Annotated in this window: 17 protein-coding genes and 1 riboswitch; of the genes, 12 read left to right on the top strand and 5 right to left on the bottom strand. The window is 35.6% G+C overall.

Going from position 1 to position 16,500, the window contains the following annotated elements:
- Positions 1 to 126: 126 nt before the first annotated feature.
- The 6 genes from MKX97_RS16585 to rpsI all read left to right on the top strand — a co-directional run bounded on the left by MKX97_RS16585 (position 127) and on the right by rpsI (position 4,392).
- Positions 127 to 984, top strand: coding sequence for an energy-coupling factor ABC transporter ATP-binding protein (locus MKX97_RS16585; RefSeq protein WP_009499028.1), 858 nt, complete (start codon positions 127 to 129; stop codon positions 982 to 984).
- Positions 960 to 1,835 (top strand): energy-coupling factor ABC transporter ATP-binding protein, encoded by an 876-nt coding sequence (locus tag MKX97_RS16580; RefSeq protein ID WP_221835282.1) that lies wholly within the window; start codon positions 960 to 962, stop codon positions 1,833 to 1,835. Before MKX97_RS16585 ends, MKX97_RS16580 begins: the two co-directional genes overlap by 25 nt.
- A complete protein-coding gene (locus MKX97_RS16575; protein ID WP_342536525.1) occupies positions 1,829 to 2,626 on the top strand; it encodes an energy-coupling factor transporter transmembrane protein EcfT in 798 nt (265 codons plus the stop codon). Before MKX97_RS16580 ends, MKX97_RS16575 begins: the two co-directional genes overlap by 7 nt.
- A gap of 5 nt (positions 2,627 to 2,631) precedes the next feature.
- Entirely contained in the window at positions 2,632 to 3,369 is a 738-nt protein-coding gene (truA, locus tag MKX97_RS16570) for a tRNA pseudouridine(38-40) synthase TruA (protein WP_221835285.1), read from the top strand.
- A gap of 173 nt (positions 3,370 to 3,542) precedes the next feature.
- Positions 3,543 to 3,980: a 50S ribosomal protein L13 gene (rplM, locus tag MKX97_RS16565; RefSeq protein ID WP_009499024.1), complete on the top strand. Its 438-nt coding sequence runs from the start codon at positions 3,543 to 3,545 to the stop codon at positions 3,978 to 3,980.
- 19 nt (positions 3,981 to 3,999) lie between these two features.
- Positions 4,000 to 4,392, top strand: a complete 393-nt coding sequence (rpsI, locus tag MKX97_RS16560; protein WP_009499023.1) for a 30S ribosomal protein S9 — start codon at positions 4,000 to 4,002, stop codon at positions 4,390 to 4,392.
- Between the two features lie 68 nt (positions 4,393 to 4,460).
- On the opposite strand, the gene MKX97_RS16555 is transcribed toward rpsI, so the two are convergent.
- The 4 genes from MKX97_RS16555 to MKX97_RS16540 form a co-directional block, all read right to left on the bottom strand.
- The gene (locus MKX97_RS16555) at positions 4,461 to 5,501 is read right to left on the bottom strand and encodes a site-specific integrase (RefSeq protein ID WP_342536524.1); all 1,041 of its coding nucleotides are present in this window, start codon (positions 5,499 to 5,501) and stop codon (positions 4,461 to 4,463) included.
- 337 nt (positions 5,502 to 5,838) lie between these two features.
- The gene (locus MKX97_RS16550; protein WP_342536523.1) at positions 5,839 to 7,083 is read right to left on the bottom strand and encodes a Rep family protein; all 1,245 of its coding nucleotides are present in this window, start codon (positions 7,081 to 7,083) and stop codon (positions 5,839 to 5,841) included.
- Between the two features lie 176 nt (positions 7,084 to 7,259).
- On the bottom strand, positions 7,260 to 8,693 hold the full coding sequence (locus MKX97_RS16545; protein ID WP_342536522.1) for a hypothetical protein: 1,434 nt from the start codon (positions 8,691 to 8,693) through the stop codon (positions 7,260 to 7,262).
- An 8-nt stretch (positions 8,694 to 8,701) separates the two neighbouring features.
- Positions 8,702 to 9,052, bottom strand: a complete 351-nt coding sequence (locus MKX97_RS16540) for a hypothetical protein (protein WP_342536521.1) — start codon at positions 9,050 to 9,052, stop codon at positions 8,702 to 8,704.
- A gap of 154 nt (positions 9,053 to 9,206) precedes the next feature.
- Between MKX97_RS16540 and MKX97_RS16535 the strand changes: the two genes are divergently transcribed.
- The 6 genes from MKX97_RS16535 to MKX97_RS16510 all read left to right on the top strand — a co-directional run bounded on the left by MKX97_RS16535 (position 9,207) and on the right by MKX97_RS16510 (position 15,118).
- Positions 9,207 to 10,259: a hypothetical protein gene (locus MKX97_RS16535; protein WP_342536520.1), complete on the top strand. Its 1,053-nt coding sequence runs from the start codon at positions 9,207 to 9,209 to the stop codon at positions 10,257 to 10,259.
- Between the two features lie 380 nt (positions 10,260 to 10,639).
- The gene (locus tag MKX97_RS16530; protein ID WP_342536519.1) at positions 10,640 to 11,329 is read left to right on the top strand and encodes an HNH endonuclease signature motif containing protein; all 690 of its coding nucleotides are present in this window, start codon (positions 10,640 to 10,642) and stop codon (positions 11,327 to 11,329) included.
- Entirely contained in the window at positions 11,326 to 11,718 is a 393-nt protein-coding gene (locus tag MKX97_RS16525) for a hypothetical protein (RefSeq protein WP_342536518.1), read from the top strand. Before MKX97_RS16530 ends, MKX97_RS16525 begins: the two co-directional genes overlap by 4 nt.
- 701 nt (positions 11,719 to 12,419) lie before the next feature.
- Positions 12,420 to 12,656 carry a hypothetical protein gene (locus MKX97_RS16520; protein WP_342536517.1) on the top strand — a complete coding sequence of 79 codons (237 nt, stop codon included), beginning with the start codon at positions 12,420 to 12,422 and terminating at the stop codon, positions 12,654 to 12,656.
- The gene (locus MKX97_RS16515) at positions 12,656 to 13,213 is read left to right on the top strand and encodes a hypothetical protein (RefSeq protein ID WP_342536516.1); all 558 of its coding nucleotides are present in this window, start codon (positions 12,656 to 12,658) and stop codon (positions 13,211 to 13,213) included. Before MKX97_RS16520 ends, MKX97_RS16515 begins: the two co-directional genes overlap by 1 nt.
- A gap of 219 nt (positions 13,214 to 13,432) precedes the next feature.
- Complete coding sequence (locus MKX97_RS16510; RefSeq protein WP_342536515.1) at positions 13,433 to 15,118, top strand: hypothetical protein; 1,686 nt, start codon at positions 13,433 to 13,435, stop codon at positions 15,116 to 15,118.
- Positions 15,119 to 15,390: 272 nt separating this feature from the next.
- On the opposite strand, the gene MKX97_RS16505 is transcribed toward MKX97_RS16510, so the two are convergent.
- Entirely contained in the window at positions 15,391 to 15,936 is a 546-nt protein-coding gene (locus MKX97_RS16505; RefSeq protein WP_342536514.1) for a DoxX family membrane protein, read from the bottom strand.
- Between the two features lie 313 nt (positions 15,937 to 16,249).
- Positions 16,250 to 16,426: riboswitch (cobalamin riboswitch) on the top strand.
- The last annotated feature ends 74 nt before the right edge of the window (positions 16,427 to 16,500 follow it).

The raw sequence follows: 16,500 nt of genomic DNA, 5'->3' as shown, positions 1-16,500 counted from the left end.
CCTCATCTGAGATGTCGGCATGAGCACCCGGCATTTACGTTATGAAAAGGCGCATTCCTTAGATGAGGTACGCGCTTTTTTTTTATACATAAGAATGGCATACACATAGCAAAAGGAGGAATCCGAATGAAGGAAATTGCATCGATGCATCATGTTACGTTTTCATATGACACGGAAGAGGAAGGGTCTTCGCTTATTTCAAATAAGGCGTTGGATGATGTGTCCTTCACTTTGTATGAAGGGCAGTGGCTGGCAATTGTAGGTCATAATGGTTCTGGTAAATCTACGTTGGCTAAACTGCTGATCGGTTTAATGTTTCCTTCGTCAGGTGAAGTAAACCTCTTTTTGGAGTCGCTATCTGAGGAGAATTTATGGGAAATGCGTTCAAAGATGGGGATTGTTTTTCAAAATCCCGATAACCAATTCGTTGGTTCAACAGTGCAGGATGATGTGGCGTTTGCCTTGGAAAACAACGGCGTACCTCACGAGATGATGGTGAAACGAGTGCATGAAGCGCTCGAGCAAGTGAAGATGACGGATTATGTCAATCATGAGCCACATCATCTATCTGGCGGGCAAAAGCAGCGTGTGGCCATTGCAGGCGCGTTGGCATTGCAGCCGGAGCTGTTGATTTTGGACGAGGCGACTTCCATGCTCGACCCTCAAGGTAGAGAAGAAGTTATTGAGATTGTAAAGAAACTACGCACGGAAATTGGTTTGACAGTTGTATCGATCACGCACGACTTAGAAGAAGTTTTGCTTGCGGATCGGGTTCTTGTGATGAATGAAGGGAAAGTACTCATGACAGGGACACCACATGAAATATTCCAGCAAGGGACTGAATTGGAGTCAATCGGGCTCGACTTGCCGTTTGCGCTGCGTGTTTCGGAACTATTAAGAGATACGGGTGTCGAGTTGCAGGGTAACCATATGACAGAAGAAGAGTTGGTGAATGAATTGTGGACATTTCACTTCAGCAAGTAGGTTATTTATATGCGAAGGATTCCCCATTTGAGAAGCGCGCATTACAAAATGTTACAGCCGCTATTCCATCGGGATCTTATACTTCGATCATCGGGCATACAGGTTCGGGAAAATCGACACTTCTCCTTCATTTGAATGGCCTTCTAAAACCATCGGAAGGCGTCGTTAAAATTGGAGATACGATGATTACATCTCAAACAAAGGGAAAGCAACTAAAGGATATTCGTCATCGAGTCGGTATTGTATTCCAGTTTCCTGAGCATCAGTTGTTTGAAGAAACAGTTGAAAAAGATATTATGTTTGGACCACTCAATTTCGGTGTTCCTAAAGAAATTGCTCGTGATCGGGCGCATGAATTGGTGAAATTGTTGGGATTGCCTGAGGATGTCCTGCAGAAGTCTCCTTTTGAGCTATCAGGCGGCCAAATGCGGCGTGTTGCGATTGCCGGGGTATTGGCATTCAAGCCATCGATACTCGTGCTAGATGAACCGACAGCAGGCTTAGACCCAAGGGGTCGTAAAGAAATCATGGAACTGTTTCATAGGTTGCATGAAACGGAAAATCTGACGACGATATTAGTGACGCATAGTATGGAAGACGCGGCACGCTATAGTGATCGGATTCTTGTCATGCATGAGGGTACATCGGTCATGGAAGGACCACCCGAAGAGATATTCGAGCAGGAGGAACAGCTACATTCATATAGGCTTGGTATTCCTCGTTCCGTTCATTTCCAGAGAAAAGTGGAAAATATGATTGGTCAGCGCTTTGGACGTATAGCTTTGACGGAAGAGATGCTAGCGCAGGAGCTGTCTGTTGCTATCGAAAGGAAGGGAGAGCGGCCATGTTAGAAAAAATGATCATTGGCCGTTATATTCCAGGAAATTCGATCGTTCACCGAATGGACCCGCGTTCGAAACTGCTTTTTGTCTTTCTATTCATCATTGCTGTATTTCTTGCAAATAATGTTGCATCTTATGCAGTATTGTTTGGCTTTACAGTATTCGTTATAGCTTTAGCAAGGATACGTCCGTACTTTTTGGTCAATGGCTTAAAACCGGTCATCTTTTTGATTGCTTTCACGCTTTTACTGCATTTATTCTTTACACGCGAAGGCGCCATCCTATTTGAATGGAAGTTCATCAAAATTTATGAAGAAGGTTTGCGAATGGGGATTTTTATTTCTATCCGTTTTTTGGTGTTAGTTTTAATCACTACGATACTGACACTGACTACTTCTCCAATATCGATTACCGATGGATTGGAAACGCTACTGAATCCCTTCAAGAAGCTGAAGCTACCTGTGCATGAATTAGCTTTGATGATGTCAATCTCTTTGCGTTTCATTCCGACATTAATGGATGAGACAGATAAAATCTTAAAAGCCCAATTGGCAAGAGGGTCTGATTTGAGTACTGGCTCGATAAAAGAACGGGTGCAGGCAGTCATCCCATTGCTGGTACCATTGTTTGTCAGTGCGTTCAAACGTGCAGAGGATTTAGCGGTCGCTATGGAAGTGCGCGGTTATCGTGGAGGCGAAGGACGGACAAGATTTCGTCAGCTGTCCTGGCAAACGAGGGATACCGGTGTCCTGATTTCGTTTGTTATATTAGTGGCCGTGTTGGCTTGGGTAAGGAAGTGAATAGAATGAAACGGATGAAAGCAACGATTGCATATGACGGCACGAATTTTGCAGGCTATCAATCTCAGCCGAATATGCGAACAGTGCAATCCGAAATTGACAAAGCGTTAGTCAAGTTGCATAAAGATTCCTCGGTTTACTCTGTAGCAAGCGGACGAACTGATGCGGGCGTCCATGCGCTCGGGCAAGTCATTCATTTTGATACACCACTGGACTTAGCAGATCGTTGGAAGATGGCTCTAAATGTATTGTTGCCGAAAGATGTGCGGGTAGTTGAAGTAGAAGAAGTGGCTGTTGATTTTCACGCGCGTTATGGAGCGACAGGTAAGACCTATGTGTACAGATGGTCTTACAGTGAAGTGCAAAGTCCATTTGAAAGGAATTTCGCAGTCCATTTAGGCAGATGGAATCCCAATGTAGAACGGATGCAAGAAGGAGCTCAGCATTTAATCGGGACTCACGATTTCACGAGCTTCTGTTCAGCGAAGACAGCTACAACAAACAAAGTCCGAACCATTCGGAAATTGTCGCTCGAGCGGCAAGGGGATCATCTTGTACTTGAAGTGGAAGGTGATGGGTTTCTTTACAATATGGTGCGTACAATTGCGGGTGTTTTGCTGGCGGTGGGCATTGGTTGGGACGAGCCTGAAGACGTCAGGAAAATACGTGACGCAAAAGATCGGAAAATGGCCGGCAAAACAGCGCCGGCACACGGTTTGTACCTTATGGAAGTGACCTATTGAGCTCATGGCAACTAATCCTGGCGTTTTCATAAAAACGCTTGACTTTAATTGGATTTCAGGTTAACATGATAAATGGTATTTCAATAACCCCACAATAAGCCCCGGAAAGTTTATTTGTGTTTAGGGATAGAGAAAACAACGGAACAGATTGATATTTTTAGGAGGATTACACTATGCGTACAACATTCATGGCTAAAGGTCACGAAGTAGAACGTAAATGGCTTGTTGTCGACGCTGAAGGACAAACGCTTGGACGTCTTGCTTCAGAAGTTGCATCACTTTTACGTGGTAAACATAAACCAACGTTCACACCACATGTTGATACAGGTGACCATGTCATCATCATCAATGCAGAGAAAATCGAATTAACAGGTAACAAATTGAAAGATAAAATTTACTACCGTCACTCAGGATATACAGGCAGCATCAAGCAGCGTACAGCTCTTGAAATGCGTACAAACTATCCTGTTAAAATGCTTGAACTTGCGATCAAAGGAATGCTTCCAAAAGGTCCTCTAGGTCGTCAAACAATCAAGAAACTACACGTATACGCTGGAGCAGAACATCAGCATGCAGCACAAAAACCAGAAGCATATGAGCTTCGCGGATAATTAAGAGGAGGAAACACACTTGGCACAAGTACAATATATCGGCACTGGCCGTCGTAAAAGTTCAGTAGCTCGTGTACGTCTAGTTCCCGGCGAAGGCAAAATCGTTGTTAACAATCGTGACGTAGAAGACTACGTACCATTCGAAACACTTCGTGAAATCATCAAACAACCATTAAATGTAACTGAAACACTTGGAAGCTACGATATCCATGTGAACGTTCACGGTGGTGGCTACACAGGTCAAGCAGGCGCAATCCGTCACGGCGTTGCACGTGCATTGCTTACTGTAGACCCTGATTTCCGTCCAGCACTTAAATCTGCAGGACTTCTAACGCGTGACCCACGTATGAAAGAACGTAAAAAATACGGTCTTCGTGGCGCTCGTCGTGCACCTCAGTTCTCAAAACGTTAATCGATTTCTTATTGTATCAACGTTTACAAAGGTTTTTTGGTTCAAGTTGGTTCAAATCAGCTCGATCATTATAAAGAACTTAACAGATTTAAAGCATCAGCATCTTGCTGGTGCTTTTTTTCTGGCATTAATTCCAGATAATAATTTTGTGTCGTTTGAATATTAACATGACCTAATCGTTTTGATACATAAGCAATGTCGATATCTTGTGCAAATAAAAATGATGCATGTGTATCTCTTAAACCGTGAAAAGTAGTTTTTTCGATGTCTAATTCCTTTAGTAACTCCGCTAATAGCTCGGACTGTTTAAAGCCGCCAAAGTTAAAAATATAACCATTGTCTTTAACAGGCACTTTGCGAATAAGTTCATACACTTCCTTATTTATAGAAACGTCACGCTTTGCGTTTGGTGTTTTTAATGAAGTGTCATCAGAAGTAGGACTTATCGAAAGTCTGACTTGTATTCCATACTCATATAAGTGTTCTGGACGAATTCCTAGTAGTTCTCCACGCCTCATACCTGTTTCTAACCCTAGTAGTACGAGTAGGTTAAATTCCTCTTCTGGATGCTGTAAGACATGATTACGAAGCTGCTTAAAGGCTGTGATAGATAAAGCTTTGTTTCGCTTCGGGGGATTTTCTCCACGTGTTTTTAGTAAAGCAGTAAAGTCATTAGTAATATAGCCACGTGCATACGCATCACGTAAGGCTGTTCTTATTTTCAGAAGAACTTCATGAGTTGTTTTTCGAGAATGTGTTTCCGCATATTTATCAATTTTTCCCTGAACGACGATATCATTTAAATCTTTCAAATGAATATCCTGAAATAAGGTTTTAATCACTCCGAGAGCACGAGTATAATTTTGAAAAGTAGTTTCTTTAACGTCTTTAATCTTCACCACATAAATCCAGTTCTCGAAGAAATCGGCAAATGTTATATTTCTGTGAGCAAGTTCTTTCCCTTCTCCTTTCGCTAATTCCATTTCTAAAGCCCATAGCTTTGCCTCTTTCTTTGTGGAGAACGTTTTAGTGAGTTTTTTGTGTTCTCCATGTTTGTATAAAGAAACTTGTCCTCTATATGATTTTCCTCTTTTTACAATACTAGCCATGCTATCAATTCCCTTCGTAAAAAAAGTTGATAGATGCTAGTTGAATACAACTGTATTGTATTCTGAACCAAGCATATTATCAACTGTCAAAAAATCAAACCGAGTGTTTTTCAATAAACTTTATTAGTGACTCAACTGTATATCGTTCTTGCCGACCAATCATGAAGCGTTCAAGTGCTTCATGCGGGCGTAAATATTTATCAAATGACTTAGGGTCTATACCTAAAAAGTTCGACGCTTGTTCCCTTGTTAGTAAATAGGGAAAAGGGATACACTTCTTGTTCTCCATGAATTGAATTGATTCACCTTTCATTTCTTTTTAACAAAAATGAGATAGTTAGAACAAGACAGTTTGTGAATTGTCTTGTGGCCTGTCATTATTAGCTTCGGGCTGCTTGGTGACAGGCTCATTTTTAAGCATACTAAGTACCTGTTTATATAACTTTTCGGTAGTTAAAGCTTGTAAATAATCTTCATTCCTTGTTACTTCAATATATGGGTTCGACTCTTTACTTGATTTTTCAAGAAAAAAGTTATCTATTTTGGTGTCATAAAAAGCAGTTTGTATTGAATCCTTATCAAGGTGCAAAACTAAATTTATTCGTCTTGCTAGTTGCTTGAATGAATCAGTACGTGAATCAAACTTCTTATTTTCCACTATTATTTTCATATAAAAATCTTTAGGCTTATATGGAGAAGTGATGATGAAAATATTTGCTGTAAGTGGTTTATCAAAATATCGACTAGCCCCCATTACATCATCATTGAAGGGATCAAGCATTTTCAGCAAATCACTATATTGAAATATTGATGGTCTTAATTCGTCCAAAATTATAATCTTTTGCCCATGATAATGCTGAAATGGGTCTCTGCTAGAACCAGTAATAAAATAATCATCACCGTATTTAGACGCGTAGTCTTTTGCAAGTCTTGTCTTTCCTACACCCGCAGCTCCATATATCCAAATAACTTCAATGGAAAGATTGTTTTCCCTCATGTGTTTTCTCCATTTATCTGCGATAATTTCCAAATGCTTTTGATAAACGGAGTCAATTCGGGTTTTAGCTTTTGCATATTGTGAACCCGATAGATGTTTTTCTACTTCTTCTTTAGTAATTTCTCCTATATATAACTTGTCTAGTAGTACCTTAATAATTAATTCGTCTTTTCCTGTTAAGGTGAAATTAACGCCCTTTTTAGCTTTATCTATTAAATCTTTGTAATCAAAGCTGGCTTTTACTTCATTGACATCATATTGATGTTGATCTTGGGCGTCAGTAGTTGCATGAATCAAATAAGAGTAGCCGTTTGTAGAGTCTCCTTTCCATTGTTGAATATATTGGGTCTTATCCTTTAGTATTTTTGCGACATTGTCAATACTTCTGGCATTTTCAAATTGTAACATTACATGAATGTGAGGTGATTTAAGGGAACCATCTTCTTTTATATCTTTATTGTGTAGAATACCAGCGTATTTTATAGGGTTTAGATGTTTCTTAATATGTTCCAGGCATTCTGTTAAGTCTGCAAAGGGTAGGTGTTCTAAATCCTGGACATACATCATATTTTTTGCTTTAACCATAGGTCTAACCTCATTTCGTGTTTATTGGCAACACTGGCACTTTCGAAATTAGGGGTGATAACAAGCCCTCACCCCTTTGTCTGTAGGGTTTATATGAATATGGCACTAATAAAGTGAATGTATTATAAAGCACACGCGCTTTGCCTTAGGCACGCGCGTTTGTGCATAAAATAAAATTAACGATTGTGACCAATTTTATATGCTTCTTTAAATATCGTGTATAAGTCATCACCAAGATTAGTTAAGTCAGTTGTTTCAATCAATGATGGTGTATTATTTACTCCGTCTAAAAGAATCAAACCTTCTCCTTGCACAAATCTGGTTTTAGGATATTCAAAACCATCACCAAAGGTCATTGTTCTAGATTGTTGGCTAGAACTACCAAGTAAAATTCTAAGAGAGAGTTGTTCACGAATTGAGCTATTGCCACCAAGAGCTTGAACATTACCCTGCTGAGTTAGCAACAATATACAAATTCCTGCAGAACGAGACATCATGATAAGTTGTGTTAAATTATGCAAGAATGTTTTCTTATCCTTTTCACTTTGAAAGGAAGTAAATAGACTAGCAACTTCATCAATAACTATATAGATTGGTTTCATTTCTGGAAAATGAGTAAAATCCACATCGAATTTTCCATTCTGTTTTGCTAAGCTATTTATTTGTTGTTGTCTTTGTTTCATAATGTTTATTGCTTTTGAAATCAATTCTGTTATATCTTCTGTTTTTGATAAGACATGATTAGGTGGTAAGAAATCAGAAAGTCTAACAAGACCACTTACTTTTGGATCGCAAATGAAAATTGTAGATCCAGATAAAAAGATTTGAACTAATAATCCGTAAAACATAAAAGTTTTTCCTGAGCCTGTAGAACCTGTAACTAATCCATGACAGTTTTTAGATATATCCCAATGTACATTTTCCATTAGTTTTAAAATGTAAGGATTTTTAGGAATCATATCCTTTAAGTTAGTAGGCCTCCACCTAAGTGATATGGAGGAATCTCTCAAGTAAAATGTATACCATCTCCCATCTATGCTTTGTTCAATATCATCTACAATAAAATCAGAGAATTTATTTCTTAAATTAGAATTAATCAATGACTCAATAGAATTCATTTTTTTAGCTGTATCTCCTATAACTTCTATCATGATAAAAGGTTCAATATAATCTAGGTTAGCGATCACTTCCCCAACTTCAAAGGTATTAGGAGTTTTAATTTTGGGATTAATAATTCCCTCATCTATTAACCCACTTTCAATTTGGTTTTGAATTTTTAATTGGTTGTACCTGAGAATCGGCTTTCCAGTATTATATTTATTTCCGTTAAAATAAAGAAACTGAACAATTAAAACTAAAGCAGTTAGAGATAGCAAAGCTATCCCCAACCCAAAACTCACTTTACTTACTTTATTACAAGAATTAACGAGAGCTGCTAGATAATAGGGTATAATAGTATTGTCTAGCAAAATGAGTATAAGCTTTGATGAAATTTTGCTAACTAAACCAATTCCAAATAGAATAGACATAGATCTAATAAAAAATGATTTGAATTTACGTCTCTTAGGGTCTACTACACCATTAATTGTCTCATAATATATTTTGGACATAGACTCGCCTACTTACTTTCTATTTTTACAGGAACAACATCTTTGGCCGTTACAGATAGTTGATTTCTAAAGTCTCCAAAAATAACGCCAGAAGGTTCAAGTAATTCTACAAGAATAGGCTGGATAATTTTTTTTGGTTTTGCTCCTTTCACTTTTACGGAAAAAGTTTCTCCGGCATTAGAGATATCATCTCTATCGTAATATGGACACTCATCTTTCCAAATGAGTATTGTATATTTGGCGCCTATAACTTCTTTTGTATTAAAGTCAACAGCTTCCTCAGATTTCATGGCCATTAATACTTTACCTTCCAAAAATTCGTCAATCATCATCTTTGTAAATAAATTTAATCTTTTCATATTAAACTGCTCCTTTGGAATTAAATTTGTATTAACTAAATCAGCGCTGTTTAGTTACTTATATTTTATTATTGATTTTACTTTGTTACTATGAATGTAAAGAATAATAATCTAGGGTTAAATTATTATGGTTTTTATTATCCGGAGGTATTACGTGAATATTGAGGCAGAACTTATAAGGAAAATAAGCAAAAGAATTTCAGCGTTGTATGAAGACAAGGCAGCAATTATAAGTGCAGAATTAAATGGAAAAAAGATGATATCTGAAAATGTAGTAAATGTATTGAAGAATGGTAAATTATTCAACAAGAAAAATACATATCTTACTAAGGGACAAATAGAACGTTTAGAAAACATTTTTGAAATACCCAGAAGAAAGTTATTGTTTGGAAATGATGGTGAAATAAAGGAACTCGTTGAAGAATTGTATTATAAGGTTGCATATAACTTTAATATTGAAAAGAGGAATGTGTGGAATAGACATATCTTCTTTGAAGAAAAAATAGTTGATATTTCTAGGGAATACCACGAGCTAACATTTTTTAGTGCTCGTTTAGCTTTTTTATGGTCACTGACTGAGATGGAAGAATCAAAGAAAAAAGCATATAGTCCGCAATTTGATTTTGATGAATCACACAGACAACAATATGATATGATTGTAAATTTTATTTGGAGTAATAATAATAAGACATTTATAGATTCTTTTAGAGAAGAAATAGTATATCAAGATGATATAACTTTTAAAGACCTTGAAGCACTAATAATTTATTGGCTTAGAAAAAGCTTCATTAGAATTATTAGACAACTAAAAGAAAGCTGTTTTATGTCTGATATTATTTTTAATATTGGCTATCAAGTTAGAGAGATATTATGTATTGCAAAGAATGAAGTATCACAAAAGATTAAAGAAATAGAAAAAAAGAAAGAAATTCCTGAGGGATTATATGAAGATTTATATAATAAATGGTATCCTATTAAACCTGAAACTACACAGAGTTATATTCTGATGCACGAGCCCGATGTTGATACACCTGTAATTATTTCTAATGATGAGGAATTAGAAAATTTCGAAGTCCTACTTAATATTGAAAAAGTATATATAGATCATGCAATTAATTTAATGAGAGTCCAGGATGCTTTAATTGATTTAAAAGGAAACAATCAAATAGATTTTTTGGTTATTCCGAGGGTTATACGAGGAAAATAATATTATATAAAAAGGGCTTTAAACTGAACTGTGTAAGTAAGGGAGCGTACGGCTCTTAATTCACAGTTCAGTTTTTTTATTATGTGGGGGTTGTTCTATTGGTGAAAACTAAACGTAATAAGGTTTCTTAATACACCTAATGAAATGTATCACACGTGACATAGATTGTACGAGTGAGTGACATTGCCTTCACCATTTCATACCTTCTGGATAATTATTTACAATGAATTTACTTTTCAGATATGGAAGTGCTATACTTATTGTACAAAATCGGTTAATTCGTAATAAAGTCTCAATTCCGTAAGCTGTCCATTTTGTGTAGTAAGTATTAAAGGTTTTTTAATAGAAGGATAGAATATATGTTTGATAGGGGGAGTAAATTGGCCATACAGGAAAAAGAGTTGAAATTGTTATGGGGAAAAGCAGCCGGAAGGTGCTCTTATTGTAATGAAGACCTCACCCGGACATATGATACGGGTTCTATTACACTTGGTGAAATGGCTCATGTAATTGCAAGAAGTGAAAAAGGACCTCGAGGTAACGAGGTGTTTTTAGCAGCAGATAAAAGAGATAAATATAGCAACTTAATTTTACTATGTCCTACGCATCATACAATGATTGATAAAGCACCCGAAAACTTTAGTGTCCAACAGATAATAAGTTGGAAAGAAGAGCATGAAGAAAAAATTAGAATTGCCTTAACTGAAATTAAGTTGGAATCTACAAAAGAACTATTTGAAAAAGTAGCTCCAATTTTATTAGAGAACTCACAAATACATAAACAATATGGTCCAGAATCTCTAGTTGCAAATCGTAATCCATTGTCAGAAGTAGCAGATATATGGACAGTAAAGAAACTCACTAAGTTAATTCCAAATAACAAAAAAATTATTAACGTTATTGAAAGCAATATTAATCTATTGATATATAAACAACAAGAGATATTTTATGGATTTAAGGAGCATGCCGAAGCATTTGAAATGAATGCGCTAGGAAGATTAGATAGAGAAGTAGTACCAGTTTTCCCTTTAACGTTTAAAAAAATGATAGAAGAGGGGCTCGAGTCATGAATCCTAGGCAAGATAGTGTTGTTTTTTTAGAAGATAGACTAAGAAGTCACTCAAAGGTAGAAGAGTACAAGAAGATTAGTGATTATTATTATTTGATTAAGCGTCGCCCAGGCCTTCGGAATATTAAATTACTTATTACAGATCTTTATACTATTGGAATGGCTGATTTTATTGAACAAAAGAATAACTACCCTGAAATGAATGCTATGCTTACCATTTCTAGCTGGAACGGTTATACACCATCAGTTAAAAATGAAGCTAAAAAAGAACAAATAGGAATATTTGTATTAGCTGAATTTTTAGGAGCGATAAACTTTGATGAGTTTTGGAATTACATTAAGGAAGATAATGAAGGAGAGCCTATTTTCTTCGGGGGCAGAAGCGGCTAATGTTCAATTCTATTTATTTGGATCAATCCTTAAAGATAATTGTAGACCAAATGATATTGATATATTAATATTATATGATGATTCTTCAATTAGTAATTTTGATTCAGTGATAAATTTGAGGAAGACCTTAGAGGAGAGATTAATGCGTATTATTAATCTGCCAATAGATATAACCTTACTATCGTATAAGGAAAATACAGAGATAAGTTTTGTTTCATCAGAAAACGCAGAGTTTTTCTATTCCATATTTAAATAATGCGCTTGTATTGTTTTTCCTTATTCAACTATTGGGAGCGATTGTTTAAGTTTAAGATCATATGCCTAGTTCCCCGTTCAAGATACGGAGGGGTTAGGTATTTTTATCTTTCAAAATCCTTAACGTTAGCCCATTTGTAAACTCATTAGCAATGAATGGTAAGTCTTACGTTAATCGTAGGAAGTCACGGAAGAGATGGTCCATTCTTATAGCTGTATTTAGTTATTAAACGAATTCTATGATTTCAGTTCTATAGTAAGTAATATCATTAATTTATTTATTATCCTTAATTGCAGAGTCGTTGCCTATAGCGAGCCGCTCAACTTGATAATTTTCATAATATTTTATAGGTGTTAGATATACTTGTTTTGGGTTATTAATACCAAACTCATTTATTGACTTTATGATATGATAGAAGAAAATTTAGAGTATTTGAGGTGTAATAATGTTAACTGCAAATCTTATATTAGGAATTATCGCTTCAATCCTATCTATTACTTCGATTATTTTTACAAAAAGAGTATCTGCTAAAAATAGAGAAATTGAACAACATTTGAAACAAGAATTAAATATTACATTGGATTCATCGAAAAAAGATATATTGTCTAGTAAAAAGGCAGTATCGGGTAAAAATGGAAACAGTATAATAGGAGATGGAAATAATATTCGTGGAGGAAAATAATGGCCTTAAGTAGTAGTGCTAGAAGCGGAGATAATGGAACTTCAATTGTTGGTAAAAATAATACGCTTACAACCTTTAATTTTGGCAGCCGGACCCCTAGAATATTAAAACGGAGTGCTATCTTTGATGTGTGTAAAACGATTGCAGAGCTTAACATCGAATATGACGATGAATATTCGATCCAAACAAATTCTGATTGGATGGAGAAATTTGTGCATAATGAGGTTGACCTTTATATAGAAGTTTTTGATAATTATTCGGACGGTTACGATGAAGTTTCAAAGGTTTTACATAGTTATTTGAAAAAGGCAATAATGGTGAAAAAAATTCGTACGGTCTATCTAGAAGTTGAAAAGGTAAGAAAACAAGAAAGTCTTGATGGTGACTATGTAATTGAACAAGTGTTTCGTCGACTCAAAGAAGAGGTTTGTTATAGTGCGTTAATCAGTGAAAGTGACTTATTAGATGAAGAAGTCGATGAAGCTATTTATCTGATAATGTTCTATGCGTTTACCAAGTGTAAACTATTAAAGCCGGTACCTACGGGTGAAGGGTAAGATGATTATCGACAGAGATTCAAATCCTAAAGATACTGTCTACTATACCGCTGCGTGTATAATGGAGGTCATTTCATCTAACAACTACAGCGTTGAGGGGTTATACGAAACCTTAAAGGTGCAATATAACGACTCGCTTGAATACTCCATCTATTTGTTATCATTAAATTTTCTTTTCCTTATAGATAAAATTCAAGTTAGTAGGGAGGGATTTCTAAAGTGTTTATAAAGCGTTTGACTATTAAAGAAAAAATGCCTGCTGAAAAAATCATCAGAGAAATCCCTTTTGTTAAAGGAATGAATTTTATTGTTGATGCGGGAAAAGATCAGGAAAAAGGTAATAGTGTTGGCAAGACCACTATTTTAAAATTGATAGATATATGTTTCGGAGCAAAACATAGGAAATACGTTTATTATGATGACGAAACAAAGCAGACAAATGAGAAATTAAAAAACTATATTATTAATAACCGAGTTAATGTTGAACTAATTATTGTTGATTCTTTGGATAAGGAAGATTCAACTGAATATATTCTTTCAGTAGATCTTTATCCTCGAGGTAAAAGATATATTAATGGTGTAGAAAAGAATCAGAATGAATACTGGCAACAACTTAATCTTATTTTATTTTCTAATTCAGCTAATTCTCCTACATTTAGGCAGTTAATTAATATGTTTGTAAGAATAGATCAGCGAGCAGATAATAATAAGTTCCTCAAATTCTTGGATAGAACTAATGATGCAACTTATGAGAATATTTATTCGTATCTTTTTGAGTTGCAAGACCAAGAAGTGAGCAACTATATTTTGGATTTGAGAAAAGAAATTACGGAAAAGAAAAAAGAAATAAAGAACTTCATGTCTATAAATAGTTTTAAATCCATAGATAGTGTTAGTCAAAAAGTAATTCTATTGGAAGCGACTATTGATGAATTAAATAATCAAATGAGCATATTAGTGAATTCGAGGAAATTCAAAGAGAATGAAGAAAAGATATCTGAAATAAAAATCGAGTATGCGAATTATAATGATCGAATCGATGAACTTTTATTTAAAAGAAAGAGAATCACAGAGATTCTTACTGATGCTAAAAAGGAAATAAATAATGGCATTGACGAAGAAGTTTTAAGGAATCTTTATAGTGAAACTCAAAAAGCAATGGGCACTTTACATAAAGAATTTGAAGACTTAGTAAAATTTAATGATGAGCTTGTGCATAACAAAATAAAATATTTTAATTCTCAATTGAAAAAGATAGATGAAAAAACTGTTTTTCTTGAAAATAGTAAGAATCTACTCTTTGAAAATCATAAGAATGTAATCATGTTAATAGAAGAAAATAAAATTGACCAGTACACTTCGTTGCAGAATAAACTAGCAGAATATAACGAAGAACTGGGAAGTAACAAGAGCATTAGATTAACTTATACACACTTAGATAATCGTATAGCGGAACTCGTTGAAGAGTTAGAAAAAACTGAAGATGGTGCTGATGTAAAAGAAGATGCACTAACTACTTTTAATAAATATTTTTCACAATATAGTGAAAAAACTAACGGAGAACCTTTTATGCTCTATCAAACAGAAGAAGGCTTTCCCTTTGGTATCGATCATGTGAAAAGAGGGTTAAGTACAGGTACAAGGAAATCCATTATTGCTGCATTCGATTTAGCCTATCAACAATTAGCTAAGGATTTGGGAAAAAGAGTCCCGAATTTTATAGTGCATGATGTAATAGAAACCATTGATCAGGTAGCTCTAAATGCGATTCTCAATATCGTAAACTCTATAGAATGCCAATACATTGTAGCAGTTCTAAAAGAAAAGATTCGAGATAATGAGTTAATACAAAGTTCAAATGTTGTAGTTACACTCTCTGAAAATGATAGACCCTTTAGAATTTAAATGACAGACAAAAGTTTTAGGGGAAATGTATTCAACTAGCCTCTATCATTTTGGTTCAAATTGGTTCAAGCATTATCATTTTCTATACTTCTTCATACAGTTTTATCCACTTGTTATTAAGTAGATTGTTGATATGAATGGTTTTCGATGGATTAGATATACTTAAATTATATAAGTATATTTCTCAAAACGTTAATATTGGGTTCACTTCAATTTTTACGATCTCTTCCCGAGTTTTCAGGAAGAGATTTTTTCATTTTCGACGTCTACCTTCATAACTTGTCATTTTTCACCCAAGGCGTACCAAGCATCGGCAATGCCCAGCGGTCGAGGCCATACCAGCCTGCTACTTTCCATGCGAGTACGAGCCAAGTTGCGAGAATGAACAATAGGGGGTTCGTGCTAAGAGTACCTGCAAACAGAAAACTGACATTCATGAATGCACCGAAGAAAGCAGCAATTCCTGTCAACAATCCGAAGATCAAACCGAGACCAACAAGCATCTCCCCATAGGCAACTATGAAACCGAATACCTTGGCGTTCGGCAAGACGACATTTTCCAGAAATGATGCATACCAGTTGGTCACATCTCCGCCTTCAGTCGATTTTTTAAGAGCGCCGCTTACAAATCCATGGATGGCGACACCTGCATTTTCACCGGTCCATGCATCGCTCATTGCTTTTCCCCAGCCAGCCTTCAACCAAGCAAATCCGACATAAACCCGAATGACTAACCAAATAAGTCCGGAGCGAGAATCGTTGAATAAAAACTGTGAAATGGGGTTCTCTGGTATTAGGATTGCTTTATTTTTCTTCATAATAACCACCTCCAATGAACAGTTTACACTACAACTTAATGCCTATCCAAAAAGTTCACAACCTTGTAATTAAAGAGTGTGAATAGTTTACGAAATGTATAAATATGCTTGACTTTGATGAGATGATTCTAAAATATAACAAAGTTATCCTGTACGTATCCACCTTGCTCATGATTGCGCTCATGATAAGTTTTGTATAGGAATAGAAATTACAATTATCCAAAGCGTTTCCAGAATCTAGTTTATGGATTCATAAATAAATCTAAAGGAAGTTTGTAGATTTAGAGATTGTATGTTATATTTATGAAAATTAAATAAACTAATTTAAATAAGTGCTCACATAGTGAGGTAAAAGGGAAACTAGTGAAAGTCTAGTACAGCCCCCGCTACTGTAAAGCTGATGAAATTACAATACCACTGAGAAATCGGGAAGGTGTAAGAGTAAAATGAAGCTTGAGTCAGGAAACCTGCTTATTTAAACGACACATACTTTTCGGAGGGAGAAGTATAGGCGGGACAATAAAATTAATTGTTTTATGTTTCAGTATGATTTCTATTATACTT

Source organism: Sporosarcina sp. FSL K6-3508 (genome assembly GCF_038615825.1).
Classification (GTDB): Bacteria; Bacillota; Bacilli; order Bacillales_A; family Planococcaceae; genus Sporosarcina; species Sporosarcina newyorkensis.
This window is presented reverse-complemented; position numbering and strand designations above follow the sequence as displayed.

Bases quoted from the DNA above. Each gene is read 5' to 3' on its own strand.
- MKX97_RS16520 (WP_342536517.1), top strand. From the start codon at position 12,420: ATGTTAACTGCAAATCTTATATTAGGAATTATCGCTTCAATCCTATCT.
- MKX97_RS16525 (WP_342536518.1), top strand. From the start codon at position 11,326: ATGAATCCTAGGCAAGATAGTGTTGTTTTTTTAGAAGATAGACTAAGA.
- truA (WP_221835285.1), top strand. From the start codon at position 2,632: ATGAAACGGATGAAAGCAACGATTGCATATGACGGCACGAATTTTGCA.
- rplM (WP_009499024.1), top strand. From the start codon at position 3,543: ATGCGTACAACATTCATGGCTAAAGGTCACGAAGTAGAACGTAAATGG.
- MKX97_RS16550 (WP_342536523.1), bottom strand. From the start codon at position 7,083: ATGGTTAAAGCAAAAAATATGATGTATGTCCAGGATTTAGAACACCTA.
- MKX97_RS16545 (WP_342536522.1), bottom strand. From the start codon at position 8,693: ATGTCCAAAATATATTATGAGACAATTAATGGTGTAGTAGACCCTAAG.
- MKX97_RS16575 (WP_342536525.1), top strand. From the start codon at position 1,829: ATGTTAGAAAAAATGATCATTGGCCGTTATATTCCAGGAAATTCGATC.
- MKX97_RS16585 (WP_009499028.1), top strand. From the start codon at position 127: ATGAAGGAAATTGCATCGATGCATCATGTTACGTTTTCATATGACACG.
- MKX97_RS16505 (WP_342536514.1), bottom strand. From the start codon at position 15,936: ATGAAGAAAAATAAAGCAATCCTAATACCAGAGAACCCCATTTCACAG.
- MKX97_RS16555 (WP_342536524.1), bottom strand. From the start codon at position 5,501: ATGGCTAGTATTGTAAAAAGAGGAAAATCATATAGAGGACAAGTTTCT.
- MKX97_RS16540 (WP_342536521.1), bottom strand. From the start codon at position 9,052: ATGAAAAGATTAAATTTATTTACAAAGATGATGATTGACGAATTTTTG.
- MKX97_RS16515 (WP_342536516.1), top strand. From the start codon at position 12,656: ATGGCCTTAAGTAGTAGTGCTAGAAGCGGAGATAATGGAACTTCAATT.